Origin of the sequence: Ventrimonas sp., assembly GCF_048380235.1 — a bacterium.
Classification (GTDB): Bacteria; Bacillota; Clostridia; order Lachnospirales; family Lachnospiraceae; genus Brotaphodocola.
Genome location: NZ_DBFCCJ010000018.1, coordinates 22,478 through 34,845 on the forward strand (window position 1 = coordinate 22,478; position 12,368 = coordinate 34,845).

Sequence of the window (12,368 nt, forward strand, 5' to 3'; positions counted from 1 at the left end):
ATATGAATGAATTGGTAGCAGGCATAGACCTGTGCGATGAATATACGCAGGTAAACTGCAATGATGAAGAGAAAACATGGACCTTTCCCACGGTACTCTGCCGTCACAAGGTTTCCGGCACCTGGTCGGTAGGGGAAGATGCTTATGCCCAGACCTTAAGAGGCGAAGGAAGCCTGACGGATAAACTGGTAAAGCTGGTTTTAAAAGAAGGCACTGCGACACTGGAAGGCATCCGCTATACCGCTGTGGAGCTTCTGGAACGGTTCCTGGAACGGGTACTTTGGCAGGTTCAGAAAAATCTGGGCACGGAAGCCGGCTTTCAGGAGCTGGTGTTTACCGTGCGCAGCCTGGATGAACGCCTGACAGAGGCGCTGTATTCCTGCGGAGAAAAGCTTGGTGTGGACCGGGCCCGTATACGCGTCATCGGGCATACGGAAGGTCTGATCTACTATATGCTCAGCCAGAAAAAAGAAATCTGGAGCGGAAACGTCGGGTTGTTTGATCTGTCCGAGCAGGAGCTGCGCTACTATGAACTGAAAGTACAGCGGGGGTTGAAGCAGAATGCGGTTTTAGCTGAGTTTGAGCGGATAGAGGAAAGCTTCAGCCTGGATATCCTGGAAACTCCGTCCGGGGCAAAGCTGGGAGATAAGATTCTCTGTACCTGTGCGGAACGGCTGATGCAGCGGAAGCTGTATTCTGCGGTCTTTCTGATGGGAAAAGGGTTTGAAAAGCGGGAGTGGGCCGAAGATTTCATGAAGCTGCTCTGCACAAAACGCCGTGTCTATATGGAGACAGCCGTGTTTGCCAAGGGTGCAGCCCTGTGCGCCGCAGACCATCTCCGTCCACAGACTTCCTACCCGTATGCGATGATCTGTGAGGGACACCTGAAAGCTTCTGTTACCATGCAGGTGCTGCATAAGGGCCAGGACACTGCGGTAACGCTGGCGGCTGCCGGAGACAGTTGGAGAGAGAGCGGAGGTATGCTGGAGGTGATCCCGGAGAAGCAGAATGCAGTGGAACTTGAAATCACGCCGTTTGATTCCAAAAAGAAGAGGACGGTCACGCTGATGCTGGAGAATTTTCCGAAACGTCCGGAAAAGACTACGAGGGTACGGGTGGAGGTTTCCTTCCTGGATGAAAAGACGATGCGGATCGTTCTGACCGATCTTGGTTTCGGGGAATTGTTCCCAGCTACGGGAGCTAAAGTTGTACAAGAGGTTATGCTATGAGTTTGAGATTATGCAGATCGGAAAAAGTGAAAAATCCATATTACGTGAGTTTTCTGGGAATGCATATGTATTCTTCCCAGGAGCTGGCCTATGTGATCTACCATTATCCGCTTCTGGTAATGGATTGTCTGGTCAATGAACGCCTGCTGGATTTTCTGCGGGAGGAACTGAATATGGGATTTCTGGCCCTGAAGCTGGAAAACTGGAAAAAAAGCGGGGAAGATCCGGATGAAATGCTGATCTTTCTCCTTCAGGAAAGCGATTATTATTCCCAGAACGAGATATCGGAGTACAGGCAGACCTTAAGCGGCTACCGGAAACAGCTGCCTGCGGAGATGAAAAAGCTTAAGGCAGACGCATTGTTTGGTATGCGCCAGTACGGAAAGGCAGTCCGGCTTTATCAGGAAATCCTGGATGATCTGCAGGAGGAGACGGGATCGGATGAGCTGGCTGCCGCTGTCTGGAATAATCTGGGTGCCTGCTACGGCCGCATGTTCCTGTTTGCCAGAGCTGCCGAAGCCTATGAAAAGGCCTATAACCGGAGCGGCAGCCGTGAGTGCTTGAGGAGCCTTTACTGGATTGAAAAGCTGGACAGCCGCATCGCGTTAGGAGAGCGCTTCCGTGCAGTCATCACGCAGGAGGAGCGGAATGCGTGGGAGGAGCAGTTCCTGGCTGCCAGGGAAAAAGCGGCACAGTCTGACCAGGTAAAGCAGGTGGAAACCTGGTTTTGCAATGGGGCAGAGGATGGAGAAAAGGCTGCCCGGAAACTGGTGGAAACCTGGAAAAGTGAATACCGCGCCATGATATAAGCAAAAAATAGAAAGAAATGTAAAATAATGCTTGACATATCGGAAAAAACAAGGTAAACTATCGGAGCAGTCGCAAGTGAGACATCTTGAGACGTAATATGGGGTCTTAGCTCAGCTGGGAGAGCATCTGCCTTACAAGCAGAGGGTCATAGGTTCGAGCCCTATAGGCCCCATATAAACCGAATATGGCGGAATAGCTCAGTTGGCTAGAGCACACGGTTCATACCCGTGGTGTCGAGAGTTCAAATCTCCCTTCCGCTACTTTAACTGAAGTTCTGGATTTTCCGGAACTTCTTTTTGTTTTCCTGAATCTGTTTTTATATACTAAATTTTTCTAAAATCCCTTGTAACCTGAAAATGAGTGTGTTATAATCCGAAAAAGCTGAATGAAACGTTTTGAAAGGAAAGTCAAGTGAAGAAACTGTTAAAAAAATACGGACATATCTGGGTCTGCGGCTACATTCTTTTGTATCTTCCATATTTCTTCTGGCTGGAGAGCGTGATCACGGACAATTACAAGATCATGCATGTGGCATTGGACGATGTGATTCCGTTTAGTGAGTACTTTATCGTTCCTTACATGATCTGGTTTTTTTATGTTTCCGGCGCAGTTCTGTATTTCTTTTTTACAGATAAGCAGGATTATTTCCGGTTGTGTACCTTCCTGTTTATCGGTATGACCATCAGCATGATGATCTGCACCTTCTATCCGAATGGCACAGACCTGCGTGTGGAGGTGGATCCGAACAAGAATGTTTTCTGCTATCTGGTACAGATGATCCATAACAGTGATACACCGGCCAATGTATTTCCAAGCATTCATGTATATAATTCGTTAGGGGTCCATATCAGTGTTATGAACAGCGAACGCCTGAGAAATCACAAATGGGTCCGCCGGAGCTCATTTATCATCATGGTGGCTATCTGCATGTCCACTGTATTTTTGAAACAGCATTCGGTGGTCGATGTCACCGGTGCCATGGTGCTGGCTTACGTCATGTACCAGTTTGTATATGGCAATGCCTATGTACTTAGCCATAGAGCGGAAAGACAGAAGGTTACCGGTTAAAAAATAAATGAAAAAGAATGTGCCAAGGCACATTCTTTTTTGATTGTCGGAATTGAATCTATTTTTATACAAAATTCCGTAGGAGATTTTTGGGTTTTATGATATACTTATAGGTAATAATGTATGGGTAACTGCTTTGCAGTTACAAATGCGGGAGGTGCCCATGTACTATTTTATCGTAAACCCGAACGCCCATGGCGGGCGGGGAGAAAAAATATGGAGAAAACTGGAACGCCAGATCATCAGATCCGGAATCCGGTATGAGGCCTACCAGACGGAAGAACCCGGCGATGCCAGACGTATAGCGGCTGCGCTGACTGCAGACATGCAGGAGCCGGCAACGATCGTGGCAGTGGGGGGAGACGGCACCGTGAATGAAGTCTTAAACGGCCTTGCCATCAGTGAACGTCTGACGTTTGGCTATATTCCTACTGGTTACGGCAATGACCTGGCCCGTGGGCTGAAGCTGTCGGGAAAGCCCGGAAAGTGTCTGAAACGCATCCTGAATCCTGCGGAGATCTGCAGGGTGGATTACGGTATCCTTTCTTATGAGGACGAGGAACCGGTTTACAGCCGCTTTATGGTCAGCAGTGGTATTGGGTTTGACGCTGCAGTCTGCCACCGTCTTCTGGATAAGAACGGAAGAGGAGGTCTGCGACAGATCCCTGGAAGAGGACGCTATGTCCTGGCGGGACTCAAACAGCTTGTAACCGCAAAGGCCTCGCGTGGGTACCTGATCCTGGACGGAGTCCGGCGTATAGAATTTAACCATATTTATTTTGTTTCCGTGCATAATCACGGCAGTGAGGGCGGAGGTTTCCTGTTTGCTCCCAGGGCGGTGTGTGATGATGGAGAACTGGAACTTTGCGTGGCACATACAGCTTCCAAGCTTCGGCTGTTCCCTGTTTTGTTTGATGCCTACAGGGGACATCTTGGCAGACGGCGCGGTGTGCATTTTTATCGCTGCAAAGAGGCTGTGATCCATGTGGACCAGCCGATGCCGGTCCATGCGGACGGAGAAAACTGTTTTTGTCAGGAGGAAGTGCGGGTACGCTGTGTCAAGAAAAAGCTCCGCATGATCCTGCAATGATCTTAATAAAGGAGAGAACAACTATGCGAATCGGACAGGGATACGATGTCCATAAGCTGGTAGAAGGACGTGATCTGATTCTGGGCGGAGTTACCGTCCCTTATGAGAAGGGCCTTCTGGGGCATTCCGACGCGGATGTATTAGTTCATGCAGTTATGGACGCCCTTCTGGGAGCAGCCGCGCTGGGAGATATCGGCCAGCATTTTCCGGATACCGATCCAAAATATAAAGGAATATCCAGTATAGCCCTCTTAAAGGAAGTCGGAGCACTTCTGGAGGCAGAGGGTTACGTCATTGAGAACATTGATGCCACGATCATTGCCCAGCGGCCAAAGCTTGCGGCGTACCGGCCGCAGATGGCAGAAAATATTGCCGGGGCACTGCATCTGGAGTTAAACCAGGTGAGCGTCAAGGCAACTACGGAGGAGGGGCTGGGCTTCACCGGAAGTGGTGAGGGCATTTCTTCCCAGGCCATCACCCTGCTTTCCCACATGCGCGACTTTGCGGCAGATGACCGCATGGCGTACCGGGATGACGCCTACAGCGGCGGCTGCGGCGGCTGCCCGGGGTGTTGCGGCAGCAAAAACGCAGAATCATAAAGGAAAGAAAACAGCCCTGAACGGGGGGAATACAAGGAGGAATAACATGAAGATTTTTAATACACTGACCAGAAGAAAAGAAGAATTTGTGCCGTTAGAGCCTGGAAAGGTAAAGATGTATGTATGCGGCCCGACTGTGTACAACTTCATCCATATCGGAAACGCGCGTCCGATGATCATTTTTGATACGGTTCGCCGTTACTTTGAGTACAAAGGCTACGATGTTAATTACGTTTCCAACTTCACCGACGTGGATGACAAGATCATCAAGAAAGCCATCGAGGAAGGGGTAGATGCAGACACCATTTCCCAGCGCTACATCGCAGAGTGCAAAAAAGATATGGCCGACATGAACGTAAAACCGGCTACCACCCATCCACAGGCAACCCAGGAGATCGGCGGCATGCTGGAGATGATCCAGATCCTCATCGACAAGGGGCATGCTTATGTGGCAGCAGACGGTACGGTATATTTCCGTACAAAATCCTTCAAGGGCTACGGTAAGCTTTCCCATAAGAACCTGGATGAAATGATGTCAGGCTTTCGTGAACTGAAGGTAACCGGTGAGGAAAACAAGGAGGATCCGTCCGATTTTGTTCTCTGGAAGCCGAAAAAAGAAGGCGAGCCGTACTGGGAGTCCCCATGGTGCCAGGGCCGTCCTGGCTGGCATATTGAGTGCTCTGTCATGTCCAAGAAGTACCTGGGTGAGCAGATCGATATCCATGCAGGCGGTGAGGACCTTATCTTCCCGCATCACGAGAATGAGATCGCGCAGTCTGAGGCAGCCAACGGCAAGACCTTCGCAAATTACTGGATGCACAACGGCTTCTTAAATATCGACAACAAGAAGATGTCCAAATCCCTCGGAAATTTCTTTACCGTCCGTGAAATCGGTGAGAAATATGATCTGCAGGTGCTGCGCTTCTTCATGCTGAGTGCGCATTACCGCAGCCCGATCAACTTCAGCGCAGAGCTTATGGAGGCTTCCAAAAACGGACTGGAGCGCATCATCACCTGCGCAGAACGCTTAAAAGAGCTTCTTAACAAGGTGTCCGGCGACGCGCTGACTGAGGAAGAGCAGGAGAATAAGAAGAACGTGGACGAGCTGGTCGCAAAATTCGAGGCAGCTATGGATGATGACTTCAATACCGCAGATGCTGTTTCCGCGATCTTTGAGCTGGTAAAGCTGGCCAACAGCACAGCAAATGAGGAGAGCACCAGGGCATACGCAGAACTGCTTGCAGGAACCATCGAAAAACTTTCCGATGTTCTTGGTATCATCACAGAGCGCAAGGCGGAGGTGCTTGACAGCGAGGTTGAGGAGCTGATCGCTGCAAGACAGCAGGCGAGAAAAGAAAAGAATTTTGCCCTGGCCGACGAGATCCGCCAGAAACTTCTGGATATGGGCATCGTGCTGGAAGATACCAGAGAGGGTGTAAAATGGAAGAGAGCATAAAAATCGAGGAGGCCATCGCAAAGGCACTGAAGCTGGAAACGGTGGATCCGCGGACCTACTCGCCGTTAGTACTTGCCTACATCGGAGACGCAGTCTATGAGCTGCTGATCCGTACGAAGGTCATCAACCACGGCAGCATGCAGGTCAACAAGATGCATAAAAAAAGTGCCAGTCTGGTAAAAGCAGAGACCCAGGCCAACATCATCAAAGCAATCCAGGATGATCTGACGGAGGAGGAACTGGCTGTATACAAACGCGGAAGAAACGCAAAGTCCGCGACTACAGCCAAGCATGCTACCATGATCGATTACCGCATGGCTACCGGCTTTGAAGCTCTGATAGGGTATCTGTACCTGCAGGCACAGCATAACCGTCTTCTGGAGCTGATCCGGGACGGACTCGAAAAGATTGGAGAACTTTCATGAGATATGAAGAACTGACTATAGAAGGAAGGAATGCCGTACTGGAGGCATTCCGTTCCGGAAAGACCATTGACAAGCTGTTTGTGCAGGACGGCTGCAAGGATGGCCCCATCCAGAGCATTGTCCGCGAAGCAAGAAAAGCAGACACCATCATCAGCTTTGTGCCGAGAGAGCGTCTGGACCAGATGTCCGAGACCGGAAAGCATCAGGGTGTCATTGCCCATGCCGCAGCTTATGAGTACGCAGAGGTGGAGGATATCTTAAAGGCAGCAGAGGAGAAGGGCGAACCGCCGTTTATCTTCCTGCTGGATGGCATTGAGGATCCGCATAACCTTGGGGCGATCATCCGTACGGCGAACCTGGCAGGCGCACATGGTGTCATCATCCCGAAGCATCGGGCAGCAGGTCTTACCGCTACAGTAGCAAAGACCTCCGCAGGTGCTTTGAATTATACACCTGTGGCAAAGGTTACGAACCTGGTCAAGACCATGGAAGATTTAAAGAAACGCGGCCTCTGGTTTGTCTGCGCGGATATGGGCGGTGAAGTCATGTACCGTCTGAATCTGAAGGGACCGATCGGTCTGGTCATTGGAAATGAAGGAAACGGAGTTGGCAAACTGATCCGGGAAAAATGTGACATGATCGCATCCATTCCGATGAAAGGCGATATTGACTCCTTAAATGCTTCGGTGGCAGCCGGTGTGCTGGCTTACGAGATTGTGAGACAGCGCCTGAACTGAGAAACGGAGTCCGGAAAGGAAGGCGTTTGTGATGAAGAAAAAAAGCATCAGGACCAGCACTGCAGTGCTTCTGACTGCGGCAGTGCTTTACGGGTGCGCAGGAAACAGTGCCCCGGCAGGCACAGAGCATTCTGATAAGGTGCAGGAAACTTCCGCTTCGGAAGCAGCAGAAACTTTGGGAGTGGAGGATTCGGCAGAGACACTGGCAGTCATTGAGGACGAGGCAGTACCGCTTTATCAGAAGCCGGCCGGCAGTGATGTTCGTACTCCGGTGGCAAGCGGCAGTGTGACATATGGCAATGGCCGTGCCACGATCGATGCTTCCAATACCTCCAATGGCTATGTCATGATCAAGTATACCGGCGGACAGAGCCGCATCAAGATCCAGATTGCCAAGTCTACCACATATACTTATGATCTGAATGCCCGGGATGCTTATGAGGTGTTCCCGTTCACAGAGGGTAACGGAACCTACAGGATCAAGATTTTTGAGAATGTCAGCGGAAACCAGTACGCCCAGGTCATGAGTCAGGATATATCGGTCAGTCTGGCGGATGAGTTCGCACCGTTCTTAACTCCGAACCAGTATGTAAACTTTTCAAACGGAAGCGCTGCGGTAAACAAGGGCGCGGAGCTGGCGGCTTCTGCGGCAGATGCGATCGGCGTGGTCACCAATGTATACAATTATGTGATCAACAACATTACCTACGACACTGCCAAGGCTGCTTCGGTACAGAGTGGTTATCTTCCGAATGTGGACCAGGTGCTGGCGCAGAAAACAGGCATATGCTTTGACTATGCAGCTCTGATGACAGCAATGCTGCGTTCTCAGGATATCCCGACGAAACTGGTTATCGGCTACAGCGGCGGGCTGTATCACGCATGGGTCAATGTTTACATCGATAATATCGGCTGGGTCGATAACTTCATTTACTTTGACGGACACAACTGGTCTCTGATGGACCCGACCTTTGCTTCCTCAGGAGGACAGAGTGAGTCTATCCGGCAGTACATTGGAAACGGATCCAATTATCAGGCGAAATATACCTATTAAGATACACAGAGGGGGAGTGAACGATGGCAGCGAAAGTTTATTCCGGACGGGAACTGTCGGCATTCTGTCTTCAGATATCTATTCTGCTGAAGGCCGCAGTCCCGTTAGATGATGGGCTCTATCTGATGGCAGAGGATGCCCCGACGGAAGAGGAAAAGAAGCTTCTTCACACCATGGGTGAGGATGTGGAGCTGGGGGATCCGTTCTTTGAATCCCTGGAACGTACCGGCGCATTTCCGCCCTACGTGGTGCGCATGGCAAAGCTGGGACAGCAGAGTGGTACCCTGGACCAGATGATGGAGTCCCTGGCAGATTATTATGAAAAAGAATATTACATGATGAAAAATATCCGCAATGCCATTACCTATCCGGTGATGATGGTCGGCATGCTTCTGATTGTACTGTTTGTCCTGTTCACCCGTGTGATGCCGGTTTTTGAGCAGGTATACGCACAGCTTGGTGTACAGATGTCTCCGCTTTCCCAGGCGGCCTCCAGGCTTGGCGGTATTTTAAGCGGTGCAGCTCTGGTGGTGTTTGTACTTCTGGCAGTGGCAGTCCTGATCGCGGCAATCGCGGCCGGCGCAGGAAAAGAATTGACGATTGCCCACAAGCTTATGGAGAGGCTGAAACGAAACAGCAAGACAGCGCTGGCAGCTGCAGGCCGCCGTTTCACCGCAGTGCTTGCACTGACCATTCGCAGCGGTATGGAACTGGATAAAGGTATGGAGCTGGCAAGAGAGCTGGTAGACAATGGCAAGGTGGCAGAAAAAATCGATGTCTGCAGCGAAAAGCTGCAGCTGGGTGAGGGCTATTATGAGGCCATGAAGGAATCCGGACTGTTCAGCAGCTTTCATATCCAGCTTATCAAAGTAGGTGTGCGAAGCGGTAAGATGGACGAAGTGCTGCAGGAAATTTCAGATGACTATGAACAGCAGGCAGATGCTTCCATTGATGCTATGGTGGCAAGACTGGAACCTACTCTGGTGGCAGTCCTGGCAGTGGCAGTCGGGCTGATCCTTCTTTCTGTTATGCTTCCGCTGGCAGGAATCCTGGCGGGGGTAGGCTGAGACTGACGGAGGGATGAACATGAAAAAAAAATGGGATAAGCGGTTCCTGGCCGGATGCATTGCCTCGGTGATTGTGTTCGGCGCGGTCATGGGCCTGTTTGTGAACGGCGTGTTTTCCTTCCTGGGCCGTGCAAGGTCAGAGGGCTCTGATACCCTGATCAAGGCGATCCGCCAGGCTTCTGTACAGTGTTATGCGATTGAAGGACGTTATCCGCCGAGCGTGGAATACCTGGAGGAGCATTATGGAATCCAGATCGACCGGGAACGCTACAATGTGTTCTACAGTGGTTTTGCTTCCAATATCATGCCGGATATCACCGTGATCCCTGCTAAAGGAGGTGAAGACAGTGAATGGCAGCCGTAATCGGAATGACGGGCAGACCATGAGTGTGCTCTTTACCATGCTGCTGTTTCTGGTCTTCATTATGTGTGCGCTGTTTACGGTGCTTGCAGGCAGCAAGGTATACGAAAATATCAGCAGCCGCATGGATCAGACCTACACGGGCAGTGTAGCACTCCAGTATGTGGCCAACAAAGTACGCCAGGGTGATGCGGATAAGGCAGTGGCTGTAAAAACGGAAGACGGACAGTCGGTTCTTGAAATCCGTGAAACCATAGAGGGCGGTGATTACATTACCTGGATCTACTATTATGAAGGCAGTATCCGGGAACTGTTTACCTGTGAAGACAGCGGGCTTGGGCTGGCGGACGGACTTGAGATCCTCGAGTGCGATGGCCTTACGATAACGCAGGAGGGCAGGCTGCTTCATGTGACAACGCTTGGGACAGGGGGCGCAAGCCTGACGCTGTCACTGCGCAGCGGAAGGATGGTGACAGGGCAATGAACAGACGAAGTGGTTCCGGCTCCGGCATTTTCCTGATGGAAATGATGGTAGTCGTATTTTTCTTTATGCTCTGCGCATCTACCTGCATTCTTGCATTTGCAAAATCAGACCGGATGAGCCGTCTGGCCTGGGAGCGTGACCATGCTGTCAGCGCGGCACAGTCGGAGACAGAGCTCTGGAAGCTTTCAGATGAGCGCATGGATGGGAAGCAGGACCGCTACTGGAATGCAGACTGGGAAGAGACACAAGACCCTGCTGCGGCGGTCTATACGGGTGTCCTGACAGAGTCCGTGCAGGATACCGGTATGCAAAAGCTTCAGATTGTGATCCGGGAAGCCGGAGAACGCGGCGAAGAACTGTTTGTGCTGGAAGCAGCGAAATATGTGAGACCATAGCCAGGCGGACGCCAAATGGGAAAAACAAGGAACCGGGCCGGACAGCAGGTGGAGGATCACAGGAAACATCCGGAGGATGAGACAGATGGCAAAACAGGAAATCAGAAGAAAAGCGAATATCGGAAGTTCCAGTCTGATCCTGATCTTTATTGTGCTTTGCCTGGTGACATTCAGTGTATTGTCCCTTGGCAACGCAAAGCGGGAGGACGCACTTTCCCGCAGAAGCGCAGATTCGGTGCAGGAATACTACCGCGCGGATGCAGCGGGAGAGGCATTTTTACAGCTGGCAGACCAGGCGCTCTTAAAGGGCGACAAAGACAGTCTTATGCCATATCTGCAGAGTGCTTCCGGCACCTATTGTACCGATGTGGCCATGAATGCAGGCCAGGCGCTCCGGGTAGAACTGGCGCTGGACTGGGAACAGAAAACGTATCAGGTGCTTTCCTGGAAGGTATATCACCAGGAAGACTATGAGATCGATCAGTCCATTCCGGTATGGAGTGGCAATTAAAGCAGGAGGGAGTGCCTTTGTTTACAGAAGATGTACTGCGCAATGCAGTAGAACAGGGTGCGGCAGATATATTCCTGATCCCAGGCATGCCGCTTTCCTGGAAGGTGGGCGGAAAGATCATGTATCAGAGTGACGAAAAGATTTTTCCGAAAGAAATTGAAGAGATGGTGCGGGAAATTTACGCACTGGCAAATAACCGCAGCATGGATCATGTTGTGGAATGCGGTGACGATGACTTTGCAATGGCACTTCCGGGCGTTTCTCGTTTCCGTGTCAATGTATTCCGTCAGAGAGGTTCTCTGGCTGCAATCATCCGTGTGATCACATTTGACTTGCCGGATTTTCGCAATCTGAACATCCCTCAGGTGGTGATCGATATTTCCCGTATGACGAAGGGCTTTGTTCTGGTAACGGGACCTGCGGGAAGCGGTAAGAGTACCACGTTGGCCTGTATCATTGACCAGATCAATAAGACACGCAACGTGCATGTGATCACGCTGGAGGATCCGATCGAGTACCTGCACCGGCATAATCAGAGTGTTGTTACCCAGCGAGAGATCGGCCTGGATACCGAAAGCTACGTGACGGGTCTTCGCGCAGCGCTCCGTCAGGCACCGGATGTTATTCTGGTTGGTGAGATGCGCGATGAAGAAACGATCAAGACAGCACTGACTGCGGCAGAGACCGGTCATCTGGTCATTTCTACCCTGCACACAGTCGGCGCGGCCAACACCATAGACCGAATCATTGACAGTTTCCCGCCGGCACAGCAGGAACAGGTGCGGGCACAGCTCTCCATGGTCATGCAGGCCGTGGTTTCCCAGCAGCTGATCCCGAAGGTGGAGGGCGGTGTGGTCCCTGCCTTTGAGGTTATGTTCTTTAACAATGCGATCCGAAACCTGATCCGTGAGTCCAAGATCCACCAGATCGACAATATCATCGCTACCTCCCAGGAGGAAGGCATGATCACCATGGACAACAGCCTCATAAAGCTGTTTAAGGATGGAAAGATCAGCAGGGAAAATGCTGTTATTTACAGCAGCAACGGTGAGCTGATGGAAAAGAAGCTGGCAAGGCTATAA

General features: G+C 51.0%; 15 protein-coding genes and 2 tRNA genes. All 17 read left to right on the forward strand.

Annotated elements, in window-relative coordinates; translation table 11 throughout:
- The first annotated feature begins 2 nt into the window (after positions 1 to 2).
- The gene (locus tag ACMP1L_RS03035; RefSeq protein WP_418451982.1) at positions 3 to 1,229 is read left to right on the forward strand and encodes a DUF5716 family protein; all 1,227 of its coding nucleotides are present in this window, start codon (positions 3 to 5) and stop codon (positions 1,227 to 1,229) included.
- On the forward strand, positions 1,226 to 2,038 hold the full coding sequence (locus tag ACMP1L_RS03040; protein ID WP_418451983.1) for a tetratricopeptide repeat protein: 813 nt from the start codon (positions 1,226 to 1,228) through the stop codon (positions 2,036 to 2,038). The genes ACMP1L_RS03035 and ACMP1L_RS03040 overlap by 4 nt, the downstream gene beginning before the upstream one ends.
- Before the next feature lie 100 nt (positions 2,039 to 2,138).
- Positions 2,139 to 2,211 (forward strand) — tRNA-Val (locus ACMP1L_RS03045).
- Between the two features lie 14 nt (positions 2,212 to 2,225).
- Positions 2,226 to 2,299, forward strand: a tRNA-Met gene (locus tag ACMP1L_RS03050).
- 151 nt (positions 2,300 to 2,450) lie between these two features.
- Complete coding sequence (locus ACMP1L_RS03055; protein ID WP_118733321.1) at positions 2,451 to 3,107, forward strand: phosphatase PAP2 family protein; 657 nt, start codon at positions 2,451 to 2,453, stop codon at positions 3,105 to 3,107.
- Between the two features lie 163 nt (positions 3,108 to 3,270).
- Positions 3,271 to 4,197: a diacylglycerol/lipid kinase family protein gene (locus tag ACMP1L_RS03060; protein WP_177303301.1), complete on the forward strand. Its 927-nt coding sequence runs from the start codon at positions 3,271 to 3,273 to the stop codon at positions 4,195 to 4,197.
- Between the two features lie 23 nt (positions 4,198 to 4,220).
- Positions 4,221 to 4,796, forward strand: a complete 576-nt coding sequence (ispF, locus tag ACMP1L_RS03065) for a 2-C-methyl-D-erythritol 2,4-cyclodiphosphate synthase (protein ID WP_177303302.1) — start codon at positions 4,221 to 4,223, stop codon at positions 4,794 to 4,796.
- 46 nt (positions 4,797 to 4,842) lie between these two features.
- Positions 4,843 to 6,252 (forward strand): cysteine--tRNA ligase, encoded by a 1,410-nt coding sequence (gene cysS, locus ACMP1L_RS03070; protein WP_418451984.1) that lies wholly within the window; start codon positions 4,843 to 4,845, stop codon positions 6,250 to 6,252.
- Positions 6,237 to 6,677: a Mini-ribonuclease 3 gene (locus ACMP1L_RS03075; RefSeq protein ID WP_118733325.1), complete on the forward strand. Its 441-nt coding sequence runs from the start codon at positions 6,237 to 6,239 to the stop codon at positions 6,675 to 6,677. Before cysS ends, ACMP1L_RS03075 begins: the two co-directional genes overlap by 16 nt.
- The gene (rlmB, locus tag ACMP1L_RS03080) at positions 6,674 to 7,414 is read left to right on the forward strand and encodes a 23S rRNA (guanosine(2251)-2'-O)-methyltransferase RlmB (protein WP_118733326.1); all 741 of its coding nucleotides are present in this window, start codon (positions 6,674 to 6,676) and stop codon (positions 7,412 to 7,414) included. The genes ACMP1L_RS03075 and rlmB overlap by 4 nt, the downstream gene beginning before the upstream one ends.
- Before the next feature lie 31 nt (positions 7,415 to 7,445).
- Positions 7,446 to 8,468 (forward strand): transglutaminase-like domain-containing protein, encoded by a 1,023-nt coding sequence (locus ACMP1L_RS03085; RefSeq protein ID WP_118733327.1) that lies wholly within the window; start codon positions 7,446 to 7,448, stop codon positions 8,466 to 8,468.
- A gap of 23 nt (positions 8,469 to 8,491) precedes the next feature.
- Complete coding sequence (locus ACMP1L_RS03090; protein WP_418451985.1) at positions 8,492 to 9,535, forward strand: type II secretion system F family protein; 1,044 nt, start codon at positions 8,492 to 8,494, stop codon at positions 9,533 to 9,535.
- A 13-nt stretch (positions 9,536 to 9,548) separates the two neighbouring features.
- Positions 9,549 to 9,899: a hypothetical protein gene (locus tag ACMP1L_RS03095; RefSeq protein WP_118733329.1), complete on the forward strand. Its 351-nt coding sequence runs from the start codon at positions 9,549 to 9,551 to the stop codon at positions 9,897 to 9,899.
- A gap of 19 nt (positions 9,900 to 9,918) precedes the next feature.
- Positions 9,919 to 10,380 (forward strand): DUF4860 domain-containing protein, encoded by a 462-nt coding sequence (locus ACMP1L_RS03100; protein ID WP_118733352.1) that lies wholly within the window; start codon positions 9,919 to 9,921, stop codon positions 10,378 to 10,380.
- The gene (locus ACMP1L_RS03105; protein ID WP_177303306.1) at positions 10,377 to 10,775 is read left to right on the forward strand and encodes a hypothetical protein; all 399 of its coding nucleotides are present in this window, start codon (positions 10,377 to 10,379) and stop codon (positions 10,773 to 10,775) included. Before ACMP1L_RS03100 ends, ACMP1L_RS03105 begins: the two co-directional genes overlap by 4 nt.
- Positions 10,776 to 10,860: 85 nt before the next feature.
- Complete coding sequence (locus tag ACMP1L_RS03110; protein ID WP_177303307.1) at positions 10,861 to 11,286, forward strand: short-chain dehydrogenase; 426 nt, start codon at positions 10,861 to 10,863, stop codon at positions 11,284 to 11,286.
- Positions 11,271 to 12,368 (forward strand): type IV pilus twitching motility protein PilT, encoded by a 1,098-nt coding sequence (locus tag ACMP1L_RS03115; RefSeq protein ID WP_475544513.1) that lies wholly within the window; start codon positions 11,271 to 11,273, stop codon positions 12,366 to 12,368. The genes ACMP1L_RS03110 and ACMP1L_RS03115 overlap by 16 nt, the downstream gene beginning before the upstream one ends.